Annotated in this window: 13 protein-coding genes and 4 tRNA genes; 7 read left to right on the top strand and 10 right to left on the bottom strand. The window is 60.9% G+C overall.

Annotation, left to right across the window (positions count from 1 at the left end; all coding sequences use genetic code 11):
• The first annotated feature begins 48 nt into the window (after nucleotides 1-48).
• Nucleotides 49-2,700: a sensor histidine kinase gene (locus tag GJU48_RS08760; protein ID WP_094953571.1), complete on the top strand. Its 2,652-nt coding sequence runs from the start codon at nucleotides 49-51 to the stop codon at nucleotides 2,698-2,700.
• Nucleotides 2,697-3,389 (top strand): response regulator, encoded by a 693-nt coding sequence (locus tag GJU48_RS08755; protein ID WP_094953572.1) that lies wholly within the window; start codon nucleotides 2,697-2,699, stop codon nucleotides 3,387-3,389. The genes GJU48_RS08760 and GJU48_RS08755 overlap by 4 nt, the downstream gene beginning before the upstream one ends.
• Here the strand turns inward: GJU48_RS08755 and GJU48_RS08750 are convergent.
• Nucleotides 3,349-4,272: a LysR family transcriptional regulator gene (locus GJU48_RS08750; RefSeq protein WP_094953573.1), complete on the bottom strand. Its 924-nt coding sequence runs from the start codon at nucleotides 4,270-4,272 to the stop codon at nucleotides 3,349-3,351. The genes GJU48_RS08755 and GJU48_RS08750 overlap by 41 nt on opposite strands.
• A 105-nt stretch (nucleotides 4,273-4,377) precedes the next feature.
• Here GJU48_RS08750 and GJU48_RS08745 point away from each other — a divergent pair, with 105 nt between their 5' ends.
• Entirely contained in the window at nucleotides 4,378-5,883 is a 1,506-nt protein-coding gene (locus GJU48_RS08745; protein WP_094953574.1) for an MFS transporter, read from the top strand.
• 79 nt (nucleotides 5,884-5,962) lie between these two features.
• On the opposite strand, the gene GJU48_RS08740 is transcribed toward GJU48_RS08745, so the two are convergent.
• From GJU48_RS08740 to GJU48_RS08725, 4 genes are all read right to left on the bottom strand, one after another.
• Nucleotides 5,963-6,039: transfer RNA gene (locus tag GJU48_RS08740), tRNA-Asp, on the bottom strand.
• 19 nt (nucleotides 6,040-6,058) lie between these two features.
• A tRNA-Val gene (locus GJU48_RS08735) sits at nucleotides 6,059-6,134 on the bottom strand.
• 173 nt (nucleotides 6,135-6,307) lie between these two features.
• Nucleotides 6,308-6,384: transfer RNA gene (locus tag GJU48_RS08730), tRNA-Asp, on the bottom strand.
• 19 nt (nucleotides 6,385-6,403) lie between these two features.
• Nucleotides 6,404-6,479 (bottom strand) — tRNA-Val (locus GJU48_RS08725).
• A 159-nt stretch (nucleotides 6,480-6,638) separates the two neighbouring features.
• Between GJU48_RS08725 and rdgC the strand changes: the two genes are divergently transcribed.
• From rdgC to sugE, 3 genes are all read left to right on the top strand, one after another.
• Nucleotides 6,639-7,559, top strand: a complete 921-nt coding sequence (gene rdgC / locus GJU48_RS08720) for a recombination-associated protein RdgC (RefSeq protein WP_010567523.1) — start codon at nucleotides 6,639-6,641, stop codon at nucleotides 7,557-7,559.
• 163 nt (nucleotides 7,560-7,722) lie between these two features.
• A complete protein-coding gene (locus tag GJU48_RS08715) occupies nucleotides 7,723-8,688 on the top strand; it encodes a bile acid:sodium symporter family protein (RefSeq protein WP_094953893.1) in 966 nt (321 codons plus the stop codon).
• A 105-nt stretch (nucleotides 8,689-8,793) separates the two neighbouring features.
• A complete protein-coding gene (gene sugE, locus GJU48_RS08710) occupies nucleotides 8,794-9,108 on the top strand; it encodes a quaternary ammonium compound efflux SMR transporter SugE (protein ID WP_094953892.1) in 315 nt (104 codons plus the stop codon).
• A 106-nt stretch (nucleotides 9,109-9,214) separates the two neighbouring features.
• Here the strand turns inward: sugE and GJU48_RS08705 are convergent, their stop codons facing one another.
• From GJU48_RS08705 to GJU48_RS08695, 3 genes are all read right to left on the bottom strand, one after another.
• Complete coding sequence (locus GJU48_RS08705; RefSeq protein ID WP_094953830.1) at nucleotides 9,215-11,089, bottom strand: MFS transporter; 1,875 nt, start codon at nucleotides 11,087-11,089, stop codon at nucleotides 9,215-9,217.
• Nucleotides 11,090-11,156: 67 nt separating this feature from the next.
• Nucleotides 11,157-12,305: a TDT family transporter gene (locus GJU48_RS08700; RefSeq protein WP_094953829.1), complete on the bottom strand. Its 1,149-nt coding sequence runs from the start codon at nucleotides 12,303-12,305 to the stop codon at nucleotides 11,157-11,159.
• A 114-nt stretch (nucleotides 12,306-12,419) separates the two neighbouring features.
• Nucleotides 12,420-13,607 (bottom strand): MFS transporter, encoded by a 1,188-nt coding sequence (locus GJU48_RS08695; RefSeq protein WP_094953828.1) that lies wholly within the window; start codon nucleotides 13,605-13,607, stop codon nucleotides 12,420-12,422.
• Between the two features lie 91 nt (nucleotides 13,608-13,698).
• Between GJU48_RS08695 and GJU48_RS08690 the strand changes: the two genes are divergently transcribed.
• Nucleotides 13,699-14,244 carry a TetR/AcrR family transcriptional regulator gene (locus GJU48_RS08690; RefSeq protein WP_094953827.1) on the top strand — a complete coding sequence of 182 codons (546 nt, stop codon included), beginning with the start codon at nucleotides 13,699-13,701 and terminating at the stop codon, nucleotides 14,242-14,244.
• A 118-nt stretch (nucleotides 14,245-14,362) separates the two neighbouring features.
• Here GJU48_RS08690 and GJU48_RS08685 read toward each other — a convergent pair whose 3' ends face one another.
• Together GJU48_RS08685 and GJU48_RS08680 are read right to left on the bottom strand one after the other, a co-directional pair.
• Nucleotides 14,363-15,142 (bottom strand): ABC transporter permease, encoded by a 780-nt coding sequence (locus GJU48_RS08685; protein WP_094953721.1) that lies wholly within the window; start codon nucleotides 15,140-15,142, stop codon nucleotides 14,363-14,365.
• Nucleotides 15,139-16,071: an ABC transporter ATP-binding protein gene (locus GJU48_RS08680; protein ID WP_094953720.1), complete on the bottom strand. Its 933-nt coding sequence runs from the start codon at nucleotides 16,069-16,071 to the stop codon at nucleotides 15,139-15,141. Before GJU48_RS08680 ends, GJU48_RS08685 begins: the two co-directional genes overlap by 4 nt.
• Nucleotides 16,072-16,144: the final 73 nt, after the last annotated feature.

Below are 16,144 nucleotides of genomic sequence, written 5' to 3'. Positions count from 1 at the left end.
GGCAAGCCAGCTCCCACAGTTAAATGTGTTGTATTCAACAGGAATGACATGCCCGCATTAAACGATGACCGCCCCGACCCCGACGCCCTGCTGGCCCGGGTACAGCTGGAAGAACAGGCCGCCTTGCGCGGCAAATTGCGTATCTACTTCGGCTCCAATGCCGGGGTGGGCAAGACCTGCGCCATGCTCGCGGCGGCACAACGCGAAGTCGCCCTGGGCCGTGACGTCCTTGCAGGCGTGGTGGAAACCCATGGCCGCGCCGAGACCGCCGAGCTGCTCGACGGCCTGGAACAACTGCCCCGTGCCGCCCTGTTGCACCGCGAGTTCGCCCTCAGCGAATTCGACCTCGATGCTGCCCTGCGCCGGCACCCCGCCGTGGTGTTGGTGGACGAACTGGCCCACAGCAACGTGCCCGGTTCGCGCCACCCCAAGCGCTGGCAAGACGTTGAAGAACTGCTCAGCGCCGGCATTGATGTGTGGACCACCCTCAACGTCCAGCACCTGGAAAGCCTGAATGATCTGGTCAGTGGGATCATCGGCATTCGCGTACGCGAAACGGTGCCGGATCATGTGTTCGATAACGCCCACGAAGTGGTGGTGATCGACCTGCCGCCCGATGATCTGCTGCAACGCTTGAAGGACGGCAAGGTGTACCTGGGCCCACAGGCGGAGCGCGCCTCGCGGCATTTTTTCCGCAAGGGCAACCTGTTGGCATTGCGTGAGCTGGCGCTGCGCCGCACGGCCGACCGCGTCGATACGCAAATGCGTGTGTACCGCCGTGAACGCTCGATCAGTACCTTGTGGCCGGCCCGCGAACGGCTGCTGGTTGGCGTGGCGGGCGATGCCGGCGATGAGCGTCTGGTGCGCGAAGCGGCGCGCCTGGCGCAAAAACTCGAAGCCGACTGGATCGTGGTGCACGTGGCCGCGCACCAAGGCCGCGGCGCCAGGCGCTACCTGACCGCGATGAAAACCTTGGCATTGGCCGCCGAATTCGGCGCCGACACCGCGACGCTGCCGGGCATGGACGTGGCCGAGGCGCTGGCCGCCTGCGCCCGCGAGCACAACGCCAATCGCCTGGTGCTCGGCCACCATCCGCGCCAGGCGTGGCGGTTCTGGCACCAGTCGGTCAGCGACCGGATCAGCCGGCACCATCCGCAAATCGATCAGATCGTGATTGCTCATGGGCTGTTGCCGGGCAAGCCGCCGCTCATCGAAAAAACTGCACCGGCTGCCGGTACAACGCTGGCGTATCTGTGGGCCAGCCTGGCGTGTTTCGCTGCCAGTGCCGTCGCCGCCCTGCTGCTGCAGGTGTTCGACCTGGCCAACGTGGTCATGCTGTTTTTGCTCACGGTGGTGCTGGTGGCCCTGCGTTTAGGGCGCGGCCCCGGCGTATGGGCGGCGATGCTCGCGGTGCTGTGTTTCGACTTCTTTTTCGTGCAGCCGCGCTACTCGTTCACCGTCAATGACACCCAGTATTTCTTCACCTTTGCATTGATGCTCGGCATCGCCCTGATCACCGGGCAACTCACCGCGCGCCTGCGCCACGAAGCACGCACCGCCGCCGCCCGCGAACGGCGCGCCACCTCATTGGCGCGGCTGGCCCGCGACCTGTCGGCGGCGCTGACCGTGGAGCAAATCAGTGAAGTGGCCCTGCGCACCTTCAGCGGCGTGTTCGAAGCGCGGGTCGGCCTGGCGCTGCCGGATGCCGCCGATGGCGTGCACAGCGTGAGTGCCAGCGGGTTGCCGATCGACGACAGCATCGCCCAATGGACCTACGACCATGGCCAAGCCGCCGGCCACGGCACCGACACCTTATCGGCGGCCAAGGGCTGCTACTGGCCGCTCAAAGCGCCGATGCGCGTACGCGGCGTACTGGTGCTGGAACTGGCGCAGAGTGAACGCTTGAGCGACCCGCAGGAACGCCGGCTGCTGGAAGCCTGCATGAGCCAACTGGCGATTGCACTGGAGCGCGTGCACTTCGTCGAAGTGGCGCAAAGCACGCTGGTACAGATGGAAGGCGAGAAAATGCGCAACACCTTGCTCGCGGCGATTTCCCACGACCTGCGCACACCGCTGACCACACTGATCGGCGCCGCCGACACCGCCCTGCCCCATGCCCCGCCCGGTCCGCTAACCGAATTGCTCACTGGCATTCATGAACAGGCCACCTCCATGCAGCGGCTGATCGAAAACCTGCTGGACATGGCGCGCATGCAGGAACGCGGTGTGCGCCTGAACCGCCAATGGCATTCGCTGGAAGAAATCGTCGGCAGTGCGCTGCGCCAACTGCGTGAGCCACTGGCGCGCCACCGCCTAAACACCCCACTGGACCCGCAATTGCCGCTGGTGGAAATCGACGCGCTGTTGATCGAGCGCGTGCTGGTCAACCTGCTGGACAACGCCGCCAAGTACACCCCGCCGGGCACCCGCATTACCGTCGCGGCGCGCGCCGTTGCCGACACCATCGTGCTTGAGGTCAGCGACAACGGCCCAGGCAGCGCCCCGGCCAATCTGTTCGAACCCTTCACGCGCGGCCAGCAGGAATCGTCCGTCGCCGGCATCGGCCTGGGCCTGGCGTTGGCCAAACGCATCGTTGAAGCCCATGGCGGGCGCATCGAAGCCAACCCCGGCCACGCGGGCGGCATGCACTTCATCATTATCTTACCGGCGGGCACCCCGCCGCTTATGGAAGCCCTATGAGCACTGCACGCATTTTGATTGTTGAAGACGAAGCCAATATTCGCCGCTTCGTCGGGATCTCCCTGCAAGACGAAGGCTTTCAGGTGTTTGAGGCCGACAGCGTCAAACGTGCGCTGATCCATGCCGCCAGCCGTCAACCGGACCTAGTGATCGTCGACCTCGGCCTGCCGGACGGCGATGGCAAGCAACTGATCAGCGAACTGCGTGGCTGGCTGGCCGTGCCAATTCTGGTGCTGTCGGCGCGTGATCGCGAGGAAGAAAAAGTCGCCGCCCTGGACGCCGGGGCCGATGACTACCTGACCAAGCCGTTCGGCGTGCCCGAGTTGCTCGCCCGCATCCGCGCGCAACTGCGCCGGCATGGGCAGACCGGCGCCGTGGCGGCCACCAGCAAAGTCGCGTTTGGCGAGATTGAAGTCGACCTTGCAACCCATGAGGTATGGCGCCAGGGGCAGCCGGTGCACCTCACGCCCATCGAGTACCGCTTGCTCTGCGCGATGATTCGCGGCCAGAGCCGTGTACTGACGCACCGTCAATTATTACTGGAAGTGTGGGGCCTGGATTACGTGGATCGCGCGCACTATTTGCGCGTGCACATGGCGCACTTGCGGCAAAAACTAGAAGCAGATCCGGCGCAACCGCAGCATTTTATTACCGAGTTGCAGGTGGGCTACCGGTTGATGGGGGTGTGAACAGATGCTCGGCGGCAAAGTCCACAAACACGCGGATTTTTGGCGACAGATGCCGACTGGACGGCCACAGCGCCCAGAACTGGCCCTGGTCATCAGCGTGCCCGTCCAACACGGTTTCCAACTGTGCTTGAGCCAGCGCCTCACGGGCCAGAAAGTCCGGCACGTAGGCAATGCCATGGCCATCAATCGCCGCCCTGAGCATGGCTTCCATATTGTTCAAGGTCAGTGCGGTGGGCAGGCGCAACTGAGTGATCGCCGGGTTGGCAGATAAGCTCCAGTCCATGATTTTGCCGGTGGTAGCGAACCGATAACGCAGGCATTGGTGGTGTTCAAGATCACTGAGGGTTGCTGGGCGGCCATTAGCCCGCAGGTACGTTGGGGACGCACACAGTACAAACCTGAACGGCCCGAGCTTACGCGCCATCAGCGTCGAGTCGGCCAGGCCGCCGCTGCGGATCACCACGTCGAAACCCTCCTCGATAACGTCCACTAGGTGGTCGTTGAAATCCAGTTCCAACTCAATCTCCGGATAGGCTTGCCTGAATGCGAGCATATGGGGAAAGAGGAAGCGATAGCCGATGGTGGGCAGGCTGACCCGCAGCTTGCCACGCGGTGCCTGCATGGCATGGGAGAGCATGGCGCGGGCGTCCTGCAGGTCATCGAGGATTTTGCGACTGCGCTCATAGAACAGCTGGCCCTCGGCGGTGAGGCTGACTTTGCGAGTACTGCGGTGCAACAGCCGCACCTTCAGTTCGGCCTCCAGCTTGGCGACGTTTTTGCCGACCGCCGAAGCGGAAATACCCATCGCCCGGGCAGCCCCGGTAAAGCTGAGGGCTTCTGCCGTTTTGACGAAGGCGACCACACCGTTGAGATTGTCCGCCACGTCATTGCATCCTTTTAGTCCGCTATGAGCGGAATGTAAGCCTGTTTATCGATGATTACATCCTGATTAGAGTCTTTATCTCGATAGATCAACGGGACATTCCCCATGAACGCAGCAAACCACTCCACGCATGGCCGCTATGCGATCTTGGCCGCGATCTGCCTGGCGGCCCTGGTGCTGCCCATGAGTTTTACCGGAGGCGCGGTGGCCACGCCCTTTATCGGTCAAACCTTCGCAGCCCATCCCACACCGCTGGCGTGGATCACCAACGCATTCATGCTCAGTTTCGCCAGCCTGTTGATGGCCGCCGGAACCCTCGCTGACCGCTATGGGCGCAGGCGTTTGTTCTTGTGGGGAATGGCGCTGTTCAGCCTGGTTTCCCTGCTGTTGGCCGTGGCGCCGGGCATACTCTGGCTGGATATATTGCGCGGGGTGCAAGGCGTTGCAGCGGCGACAGCATTAGCCAGCGGCTGTGCGGCATTGGCCCAGGAATTTGACGGCCATGCCAGAACGCGCGCCTTCAGCCTGCTGGGCACGACCTTTGGCGCCGGCCTAGCGTTTGGCCCGCTGCTGTCGGGGTGGCTGATCGAACAATGGGGCTGGCGCGCGATTTTCCTCGCCACCGCCTTGCTGGCAGGCCTCTCGCTATTATTTGCCGCGCCCACAATGCGTGAGAGCCGCGACCCGTACGCACTGCGCCTGGATGTGGCCGGGGTGTTGACGTTTTCAGCCATGCTGGTGAGCTTGACCACGGCGGTGATCCTGTCACCGGAACAGGGTTGGAGCTCCTTCACGACCCTCTCTTTGCTGGTGGCGACGGTGGTGTTTTTACTGGCGTTTATCCTGGTTGAAAACCGCGCAAGCCAACCGATGTTGGACCTGCGGCTGTTTCGCTTTGCGCGCTTTCTTGGCGTGCAGTTACTGCCGATTGGCACCTGTTACTGCTACATCGTCTTGATTGTGCTGCTGCCGCTACGGTTTATCGGTGTGGAAGGCGCCAGTGCATTTGACGCAGGCTTGATGATGCTGGCGCTGTCGGCCCCGATGCTGGTGGTGCCGATCATTGCCGCAACGCTGACGCGCTGGCTGTCGCCCGGCGTGTTGTGTGCCATTGGCCTGCTGATCGCGGCAGCAGGTCTGTACGGGTTGAGCCGGGTCGAGGTCGGCCAGCCGCTGCAGGCTGTGGCCGCGATGCTGGTCATTGGGATGGGTACGGGGTTGCCGTGGGGTTTGATGGACGGCCTGGCAATCAGCGTGGTGCCAAAAGAACGCGCAGGCATGGCGGCAGGGATTTTCAATACAACCCGGGTCGCCAGTGAAGGTGTAGCGCTGGCGATCACCATGGCGGTGTTGAGCGCGTTGATCGCGCAGCATCTACCAGCGAGTACTGCTCAGGATGTTTTAGTGGTTGCCCAGCAGTTGGTCATGGGTGATGCCCGACACGCCAGTACGAACATTCCACTGGATGTGCTGCGCACGGCTTACATCGCCGGGTTCACTACGTTGCTGCAATTGTTGGCCGGGCTCACCTTGCTTACGGCGGTGGTGGTGTGTGTGTTCTTGGGCCGACGCGATGTCGCGCCGATGCGCGCCGTTGAGTCGCCCTGCTGAATCGCAGGCAAAAAAAAGCCCGCTCAATGAGCGGGCTTCTTGTGGTGACCTGGCGTTCAGCGTTCCAGGTTACCGAATATGGCGCAGCGGACGGGACTCGAACCCGCGACCCCCGGCGTGACAGGCCGGTATTCTAACCGACTGAACTACCGCTGCGCGTAACACTTGAAGCGAATGGTGGGTGATGACGGGATCGAACCGCCGACCCTCTGCTTGTAAGGCAGATGCTCTCCCAGCTGAGCTAATCACCCTTCGTTTCGGTGTGGGCGGCATCATACACCAAAAATCCGCAATGTCTTGATTTAAATGCAATTTATTTAAAATAATTTCTTCAGGACGACGCACACCCCGAAAAATGGGGCTTCTCGCCCTCAAACGCGAGTTTTGTGGTGACCTGGCGTTCAGCGTTCCAGGTTACCGAATATGGCGCAGCGGACGGGACTCGAACCCGCGACCCCCGGCGTGACAGGCCGGTATTCTAACCGACTGAACTACCGCTGCGCGTAACACATGAAGCGAATGGTGGGTGATGACGGGATCGAACCGCCGACCCTCTGCTTGTAAGGCAGATGCTCTCCCAGCTGAGCTAATCACCCTTCGTTTCGGTGTGGCGCGCATTCTACGGAGCGACCTTAGATCTGGCAAGCACTTTCTTAAATCTTTTTTTTCAGCCCTTCCAATGGCTTAGGCAGGGTTGGCCTCAGGCGATATCAAGAGAATAATGCCCCCCTTTGTATAAAGGAGAGACTCACCCCATGTGGTTCAAGAACCTGCTTATCTATCGCCTGACCCAAGATCTGCCTGTTGATGCCGAGGCGTTGGAAGCGGCCATGGCCACCAAACTGGCGCGCCCTTGTGCCAGCCAGGAGTTGACCACTTACGGTTTCGTCGCCCCTTTCGGTAAAGGTGAAGACGCTCCCCTGGTTCACGTCAGCGGTGACTTCCTGCTGATCGCCGCGCGCAAGGAAGAACGTATCCTGCCGGGTAGCGTGGTGCGTGACGCACTCAAAGAGAAAGTCGAAGAGATCGAAGCCGAGCAAATGCGCAAGGTCTATAAAAAGGAACGCGACCAGATCAAGGATGAAATCATCCAGGCCTTCCTGCCGCGCGCCTTTATTCGTCGCTCGTCGACCTTCGCCGCCATCGCGCCGAAACAGGGTCTGATCCTGGTCAACTCGGCCAGCCCCAAGCGCGCCGAAGACCTGCTGTCGACCCTGCGTGAAGTGATCGGCACCCTGCCGGTTCGCCCACTCACAGTAAAAACTGCGCCAACCGCGATCATGACCGACTGGGTCACGACCCAGAAGCCGGCCGATGACTTCTTCGTCCTCGACGAATGCGAGCTGCGCGACACCCATGAAGACGGCGGCATTGTGCGTTGCAAGCGCCAAGACCTGACCGGCGAAGAAATCCAGCTGCACCTGACCACCGGTAAAGTCGTGACCCAATTGTCCCTGGCCTGGCAGGACAAGTTGTCCTTCATGCTCGACGACAAAATGACCGTCAAGCGCCTGAAGTTCGAAGACCTGCTGCAAGACCAGGCAGAACAGGACGGCGGCGACGAGGCCCTGGGCCAACTGGACGCCAGCTTTACCCTGATGATGCTCACGTTCGGCGAGTTCTTGCCGGCGCTGATCGAAGCACTGGGTGGTGAAGAAACCCCACAAGGCATCTAAAGCCATGTGAAGATCAAAATGTGGGAGCCGGCGTGTGTGGGAGCTCCGAGGTGCCTGCATCGCGGGCAAGCCCAGCTCCTACGCACGCCCGCTCCCACATTTGATTGGGTTTCCAAGCAGGCATCGGCGTTACCGAACTTAACTAATAACAAGGACATCCCCCATGCGCGCACTCGCCGCCTTGAGCCGCTTCGTCGGCAATACCTTCGCCTACTGGGTGTTGATTTTCGCGGTGCTCGCCTTCCTCGAACCCGGTTGGCTCATCGGCCTCAAAGGCGCCATCGTGCCGCTGCTGGGCCTGGTGATGTTTGGCATGGGGCTGACCCTCAAACTTGAAGACTTCGCCGAGGTCGCGCGCCACCCGTGGCGCGTGGCCCTGGGCGTGGTCGCGCACTTTGTGATCATGCCGGGCGTGGCCTGGTTGCTGTGCCGGGTGTTCAACCTGCCACCGGAAATTGCCGTCGGCGTGATCCTGGTCGGTTGCTGCCCAAGTGGCACTTCGTCCAACGTAATGACCTGGCTGGCCCGCGGCGACCTGGCGCTGTCGGTGGCGATTGCCGCCGTCACCACCCTCCTCGCCCCGCTGCTGACGCCGGCACTTATCTGGCTGCTGGCCTCGGCCTGGCTGCCGGTATCGTTCATGGAGTTGTTCTGGTCGATCCTGCAAGTGGTGTTGCTGCCGATCGTGCTGGGCGTAGTCGCGCAACGCGTGCTTGGCGAGCGTGTCCGCCATGCGGTGGAGGTACTGCCCTTGGTGTCGGTGGTGAGCATCGTGATCATCGTCGCCGCCGTGGTTGCCGCCAGCCAGGCGAAGATCGCCGAGTCGGGCCTGTTGATCATGGCCGTGGTAATGCTGCACAACAGCTTCGGCTACCTGCTGGGCTACTTCACCGGTCGGCTGTTCAAGCTGCCGTTGGCGCAGCGCAAGTCGCTGGCGCTGGAAGTGGGCATGCAGAACTCCGGGTTGGGCGCTGCCTTGGCCAGTGCGCACTTTTCGCCATTGGCGGCGGTGCCGAGTGCGCTGTTCAGCGTCTGGCACAATATTTCCGGGGCGCTGCTCTCGACTTACTTCCGCCGCATGAGCGAAAAGGAAGACCGCCGCGTATTGGAAAACACGCCGCAAACTTGATCGCCTGATCAATTTTCGGCACTCTACCGAACTTCGCGGGGACGACCCCGCGACGCTGTCGAGCGCTTTCCAGGGGACGACCCCACTTTTAGAAGAGAGGTCATCATGTCCTGGATCATCCTGTTTTTTGCCGGGCTGTTTGAAGTGGGCTGGGCGGTCGGTTTGAAGTACACCGACGGCTTCAGCAAACCGCTGCCCACCGCCCTGACGATTGCCGCCATGGTCATCAGCCTCGGCCTACTGGGCCTTGCCATGAAAGAACTGCCGCTGGGCACGGCCTATGCGATCTGGACGGGCGTGGGCGCAGTGGGCACGGTGATCGCCGGGATTATCCTGTTTGGCGAATCCATGGCGCTGTTCCGGTTGGCCAGTGTGGCGTTGATAATTTGCGGGCTTATTGGGCTCAAGATCAGCGCCTAAGCCACAACCGCTATCGCAGGCAAGCCAGCTCCCACATTCGACCGCGTTCGCCTGAACACCTCGGATGTGCCGATGCTGCGATGGGGCCCGAACAGCCAGCAGAAAACTACCTGACACTCCCGCGCAACACGCCTACGCGTTCCTGCAACTGCTCAGGTGTCGCCGCCTCGGCCGTCACCGGCTCACCCGCCACCAACGTGACATGCGACCAGATCCGGTGAAAGAACCCCTTGCTCGGATCGCGGCTGAAAAAACTCCCCCACAAGCCCTGCAACGCCATCGGAATCACCGGCACCGGCGTCTCCTCCAAAATGCGCGTCACGCCACCGCGGAACTCATTCATCTCGCCGTCCCCGGTCAACTTGCCTTCTGGGAAGATGCACACCAACTCGCCTTCCTTCAGGTACTGGGCAATGCGCGTGAAGGCCTTTTCGTAGATCTGAATATCCTCGTGACGCCCGGCAATCGGAATCGCCCCGGCGGTGCGGAAGATAAAGTTAAGCACTGGCAAGCGGTAGATCTTGTAGTACATAACAAAGCGAATCGGCCGACGCACCGCGCCGCCAATCAACAAGGCATCGACAAACGACACGTGGTTGCACACCAGCAACGCCGCGCCTTCATCCGGAATCAGCTCAAGGTTGCGGTGTTCCACGCGGTACATGGAATGGCTGAGCAGCCAGATCATGAAACGCATGGTGAACTCGGGGACGATTTTGAAGATGTAGGTGTTGACTGCGATGTTGAGCAGCGACACCACCAGAAACAACTCAGGGATCGACAGCTTGGCCACGCTCAGCAGCAGGATCGACACGATGGCCGAAACCACCATGAACAACGCATTGAGAATGTTGTTGGCCGCGATCACCCGCGCGCGCTCGTTCTCGGCGGTGCGCGACTGGATCAGCGCGTACAACGGCACGATGTAGAAACCGCCGAACACGCCCAAACCCAGGATATCGAACAACACCCACCAGGCCTGGCCGTAACTGAGTACGGCCAACCAGTCGTTGGCCTGGACGTTCTGCGGGAAGCCGCCGGAGTGCCACCACAGCAACAGCCCGAACACGGTCAGGCCGAATGAACCAAACGGCACCAGGCCGATTTCGACCTTACGCCCTGAGAGCTTTTCGCAGAGCATCGAACCGAGGGCGATACCCACGGAGAACACCGTGAGAATCAGCGTCACCACGGTTTCGTCGCCGTACAACCATTCTTTGGCGTAGGCCGGGATCTGCGTGAGGTAGATCGCGCCGACAAACCAGAACCACGAGTTGCCGACGATCGAGCGCGACACCGCCGGCGTCTGCCCCAGGCCCAGGCGCAAGGTGGCCCAGGACTCGCTGAAAATGTTCCAGTTCAGGCGCAGCCCTGGCGTAGACGCCGCCGCGCGCGGAATGCTGCGGCTGGCCAGGTAACCCAGCACCGCCACGCCGACAATCGCCACGGCCACTATCGGTGCGTAATGGGTAGACGACATCATGACCCCGGCGCCAATGGTGCCGGCCAGGATCGCCAGAAACGTGCCCATCTCCACCAGGCCGTTGCCGCCCACCAGCTCATCGTCCTGCAATGCCTGGGGCATGATCGAGTACTTCACCGGGCCGAACAGCGCCGAGTGCGTGCCCATGGCAAACAGCGCCAGCAGCATCAACTCCAGGTGATTGAACAAAAAGCCCGTGGCGCCGACGGCCATGATCACGATCTCGCCGATCTTGATCGCGCGGATCAGCGCGTCCTTGTTGAATTTCTCGCCAAACTGCCCGGCCAGCGCCGAGAACAGGAAGAACGGCAGGATAAACAGCAAGGCGCACAGGTTGACCCAGATGGAGCGGTCACCGTCGATGGTCAGCTTGTAGAGAATGGCCAGGATCAGCGATTGCTTGAAGATGTTGTCGTTGAAAGCGCCCAGTAACTGGGTAATGAAAAACGGCAGGAAGCGCCGTGTGCGCAGCAAGGTGAATTGTGAGGGGTGGCTCATCGTCCGTGTTCCTGCGTGGCCTGTAGGCTATTGTTGATTTTCAGGCCACGACTTTACCTAATCCCGCTTACTTATTCCCTAGTCCTGCAATGCAAGGCGATACAAAAAGCTCACCTTTATAGGCGCCCAGCACGGTGCGCGTGGCGACGAGCAGCCACATCAGCGCCAAGGCCACCACCAATACGCAGCCAAACAGGCTGAAAAAACCCAGGTGCAGCACGCTCGCAAGCTTCAGCGTGGCCAAGGCGTAGACGCCCAAGGGGAAGGTAAAGCCCCACCAGCCGAGGTTGAACGGGATACCGGCGCGCAGGTAACGCAGGGTGATCAACACGGCGATCAGCATCCACCACAAGCCGAAGCCCCACAGGGTGATGCCGGCCACCAGGCCGAGGCCGTTGGCCATCTCGCCTACGCCTGGCAACCCATTGGCCGCGAAGATCGCCGGCGCGTCGCCGCCCAGCAACAGCATGCCGAGGGCACCGGTGCCGATAGGCCCGAGGGCCAGCCAGCTCGACGCGGCCATGTTGGCGTGGGGCAATTTGTGCAAGGCCATGCGCAGCATCAGGATGGTCAGGATGCTGAACGCCACCGGCAGCGAAAACGCCCACAGCACGTAGCTGGTCACCAGCATCACCAGTTGCGAGTGAGCATCGGCCAGGTGCGGCGCCAGCAGGCCACCGCTGGCGGCGGCGACTTCAGCGGCGACTACCGGCAACAGCCACACGGCGGTCATCTGGTCGATGCTGTGTTCTTGGCGTGTGAACATCATGAACGGGATCAGCACGCCACAGGCCAACGCCATTGCCACGTCCAGCCACCATAAGGCTTCGGCCAACGGCACCACATCGGCGCCCCAGCGCGGCAGCCCGAACAGCAGCAAGCCATTGATAATCGTCGCCAAGCCCATGGGAATGGTGCCGAAGAACATCGACACCGTGGAGTGCCCGAAGATGCGCCGCGCCTCGTGGAAAAACATCAACCAGCGCGCCGCGTACAACACGCTGAACAGCACAAACAGGCCGATGGTGAACAGCCACAGCCCTTCGGCAATCGCCTGCAGGCCGGGCAGATTGATCGGCAATTGGGCCAGCGCAAGGGCCAGCACGCCGGTGCCCATGGTCGCGGCAAACCAGTTGGGGGTGAACTGGCGTATCACTTCCCGTGGGCGGGTCAGGTGACTGAAGGGTTTGTAAGTAGTGGTATTAGAGCAAGTCATGTTGGTAATCCTCTTCCTCGCATGAGGTTGAGATCATCATAGAACCTGAACGAATATCTATATAACGGGTAATATCTCTAACTGTTATCTACTTTACCAATATAGAGACACTGACTAGGCCGCCGCCTTGGCCCGCGCCGAATCCTGCAGCAGCAAACCGGCTAAGGCACTCAGGGCCAGCACGATGAGCACGGCGCCGTAGCCATCGGTAGTGGCGATCAGGCCAAACACTCGGCTTAGGTTACCCGCCAGCAGCGCGGGCACGCAGAACGCCAAGTAGCTCAGGACATAAAACGCCGACATCAACCCCGCCCGCTCATGAGGCAATGCCAAGCTCACGATACTGCGCACACTGCCCATGAACCCGCCGCCGAAGCCCAAACCTGCGATCACACTGGCAGCAAAGAACAGCCACAGGCTGGCGCTCTGCACTGCCACTAGCAGCAACGCCACGCCCACCGCCAACAGCACCGCCGAGAGGCGCATGACCTTGTCTGCCGGGCGATCACGCAGGCTGTAGATCATCACCGCACCGCTCAAGGTCACGACCGCCACCAGGCCGCCTCCGATCAGGTGCGAGGTCGAGCCGGTGGCGGCGCGCACCAGCGAGGGCGCCAACGAGGAAAAGAACCCACCCAGTGCCCACACCGCCACATTCAGCGGCATCACCAGCCACAAGCCCCGGCGCGCTTGCGCGGGCACATGCAGGGTGGGCGCCAGCGACTTCAGGGCACCCGGAATGCGGCTGACGGTTTCCGGCAAGCGCCACACATAAAGCGCCTGCAGCAGCATCAAGCCCAGCAGCGTGAAGTAAATCAATTGGGTCGGGCGTGGGCCGTACTCCACCAGCAAGCCGCTGCCCAAGGCGCCACTGGCCATGCCCAGCAGCGGCGCGAGGCTATTGAGCATCGGGCCGCGCAGGCGGTCGGTGTCCAGCAGCGTTGCCGCCAGCACCGCGGTTGCCGTGCCGGTGGCGAAACCTTGCAGCGCTCGGGCGGCTATCAGGTAGGCGGTGCTGTCAGCGTTGATAAACAACAGCATCGACACAATATTGAGGATCAGTGCGACGAAAATCACCGGCTTGCGCCCCACATGGTCCGACAGCGAACCGACGGTCAGCAGCGCCGCCAGCAAGCTCACGGCATACACGCCAAAGATCACCGTCAGCATCGCTGCGGAGAAATGCAGGTTGTCCTGGTAAACCTGATACAGCGGCGTCGGCGCGCTGGACGCAGCGAGGAAGGTCAACATGGTGATGACCAGGAACGCCAAGCTGGAACGTTGAGAAATGACGCTAGGCATGTGCACACTCCACTAAAGCTAATATTTTGCTTTTGCGGAGTGTGCTACCAGCAAGCGCTTAAAGCAAATTCTTTGTGTTAAGGTTTTACGCATGGCGATTAAAGAAGGCCTTCGCCCGGGGGGCCGCAGTGCCCGGGTTCAAGAATCAGTGCATAACGCCGCGCGCGAACTGCTTGAAGCCCATGAGCGTTCCAGCGTTACCGTGCCGATGATTGCTGCGCGCGCGGGCGTTACGCCCTCGACCATCTACCGCCGGTGGGGCGACTTGGCTGCCCTGCTCGCCGACGTGGCGCTGGAGCGCCTGCGCCCGGACACCGAGCCCGCTAACACCGGCACCCTGCGCGGTGACTTGCGCGCATGGGGGGAGCAATACCTGGATGAAATGAGCTCTGAGCTTGGGCGCAACATGATGCGCGACGTGCAGTGCAGTCATCCCAAGGACTATTGCAGCAACATTCTCATGGGCCAGTTGCAGATTATTCTCGACCGTTACCAAAGCAGCATCGATGTGCTGCCGACGCTGGATCGGTTGCTGAATTTGATCGCGGCGCCCACGGTGTATCGCAGCCTGTTTGCCAGTGCGCCGTTGCCGGTTGAAGAACTGCATGAATTGATTGAGCTGGCACTGAAAGGCTAAGAGCCCAACACCGACACACTCAACCAATACCTATGCTGCAAAACTCCCCCATTAGTTCCGCGCACCCAATAAAAAACGGCCTCATCAAGAGGCCGTTTCTTTGCAACCGACTAACTACTTACGTACGCATCCCACGCCCGCTCACCAGCAACCGCGCGCAACCGATATACAGCACCACGGTGGCCACCAGCATAAAGGTAATCGCCACGCTGATCTTGATATCCGACACACCCAGGATGCCGTAGCGGAAGGCATTGACCATGTGCAGCACCGGGTTGGCCAGCGACACGGTCTGCCAGAACGGCGGCAACAAGGTGATGGAGTAGAACACCCCGCCCAGGTAAGTCAGCGGCGTCAGCACGAACGTCGGAATGATCGAAATATCATCGAAATTGCGCGCAAACACAGCGTTGATAAAGCCCAGCAGCGAGAAGATCGTCGCGGTCAGCACCACCACCAGAATAGTAACCCCAAGGTGATGCACTTGCAGGTGGGTAAAGAACAGTGACAGCAAAGTCACGATCACGCCGACCATCAAGCCACGCAGCACGCCGCCCAAGGTGTAGCCGATCAGAATCGTGTGCGGCGACACCGGCGACACCATCAGTTCTTCGATGGAACGCTGGAACTTACTGCCGAAGAAACTGGAGACCACGTTGCCGTAGGAGTTGGTGATCACCGACATCATGATCAGGCCCGGCACGATGTACTCCATGTAGGTGAAGCCACCCATGTCGCCGATCTGACGGCCGATCAAGTTACCGAAAATCACAAAGTACAGGACCATGGTGATCGCCGGCGGCAGCAAAGTCTGCGGCCAGATCCGGGTAAAGCGCTTCACTTCACGGTAGACAATCGTCTGCAGCGCGACAATGTTGGGTTGCAGTTCAGAACTCATACCGCCACCTTCGCCAGATTTTTCTCCACCAAGGACACGAACAACTCCTCAAGGCGATTGGTTTTATTACGCAGGCTCAGCACTTCGATGTTCTGGGCGGCCAGTTGGGTAAACAACGCAGTGATGCCCATGGCTTTGTCCACCTGGACTTCCAGGGTGTGGGCGTCGACCAGGCGGCTTGGGTAGCCAAGCAGTTGCGGCGCCACCGGCAGATTGTTTTTCACGTCGAGCAGGAAAGTTTCCACATGCAACTGGCCCAGCAAGTTACGCATGCTGGTGTTCTCGACGATGGTGCCATGGTCGATGATGCCGATGTTGCGGCACAGTTGCTCAGCCTCTTCCAGGTAATGAGTGGTGAGGATGATGGTGATGCCCTTCTCATTCAGCTCGGTGAGGAAGGTCCACATCGAGCGACGCAGCTCAATGTCGACACCGGCGGTCGGCTCGTCGAGGATCAGCAGGCGCGGTTCGTGCACCAGTGCGCGAGCGATCATCAGGCGGCGCTTCATGCCACCCGAGAGCGAACGCGAAGGCACGTCGCGCTTGTCCCACAGACCCAACTGGGTCAGGTACTGCTCGGCGCGTTCCTTGGCGATTTTTGCCGGGATGCCGTAGTAGCCGGCCTGGGTGACGATGATGTCGAAGGTCTTTTCAAACTGGTTGAAGTTGAATTCCTGGGGCACCACGCCGATGGAACGCTTGAGCGCCGCCGGGGACTTGTCCAGGTCATGACCAAAAATATTCACCGTGCCGCTGGTCTTGTTGACCAGGGTCGAGAGAATGCCGATGGTGGTGGATTTGCCAGCGCCGTTGGGGCCGAGCAAGGCGAAGAAGTCACCTTCGGCAACGTCCAGATCGATACCACTCAGGGCCTGGAAACCGTTGCCGTAGGTTTTGGTTAGCTGCCGGATGGACAGAGCGGAACTCATATCGGAATACGCACCAAAGAAGGGAATAGGAACAGTAGATGAGGGCGCAGCCCAGGTAGTTCAACGGCGGCGC

It is taken from the genome of Pseudomonas sp. IB20, assembly GCF_009707325.1.
Taxonomy (GTDB): domain Bacteria; phylum Pseudomonadota; class Gammaproteobacteria; order Pseudomonadales; family Pseudomonadaceae; genus Aquipseudomonas.
The sequence above is the reverse complement of the archived record's forward strand: the minus strand, read 5'-3'. Positions and strand labels throughout refer to the sequence as shown.

Bases quoted from the DNA above. Each gene is read 5' to 3' on its own strand.
- GJU48_RS08685 (WP_094953721.1), bottom strand. From the start codon at position 15,142: ATGAGTTCTGAACTGCAACCCAACATTGTCGCGCTGCAGACGATTGTC.
- GJU48_RS08760 (WP_094953571.1), top strand. From the start codon at position 49: ATGCCCGCATTAAACGATGACCGCCCCGACCCCGACGCCCTGCTGGCC.
- GJU48_RS08690 (WP_094953827.1), top strand. From the start codon at position 13,699: ATGGCGATTAAAGAAGGCCTTCGCCCGGGGGGCCGCAGTGCCCGGGTT.
- GJU48_RS08745 (WP_094953574.1), top strand. From the start codon at position 4,378: ATGAACGCAGCAAACCACTCCACGCATGGCCGCTATGCGATCTTGGCC.
- GJU48_RS08705 (WP_094953830.1), bottom strand. From the start codon at position 11,089: ATGAGCCACCCCTCACAATTCACCTTGCTGCGCACACGGCGCTTCCTG.
- GJU48_RS08695 (WP_094953828.1), bottom strand. From the start codon at position 13,607: ATGCCTAGCGTCATTTCTCAACGTTCCAGCTTGGCGTTCCTGGTCATC.
- GJU48_RS08700 (WP_094953829.1), bottom strand. From the start codon at position 12,305: ATGACTTGCTCTAATACCACTACTTACAAACCCTTCAGTCACCTGACC.
- GJU48_RS08680 (WP_094953720.1), bottom strand. From the start codon at position 16,071: ATGAGTTCCGCTCTGTCCATCCGGCAGCTAACCAAAACCTACGGCAAC.
- GJU48_RS08755 (WP_094953572.1), top strand. From the start codon at position 2,697: ATGAGCACTGCACGCATTTTGATTGTTGAAGACGAAGCCAATATTCGC.
- sugE (WP_094953892.1), top strand. From the start codon at position 8,794: ATGTCCTGGATCATCCTGTTTTTTGCCGGGCTGTTTGAAGTGGGCTGG.
- GJU48_RS08715 (WP_094953893.1), top strand. From the start codon at position 7,723: ATGCGCGCACTCGCCGCCTTGAGCCGCTTCGTCGGCAATACCTTCGCC.
- rdgC (WP_010567523.1), top strand. From the start codon at position 6,639: ATGTGGTTCAAGAACCTGCTTATCTATCGCCTGACCCAAGATCTGCCT.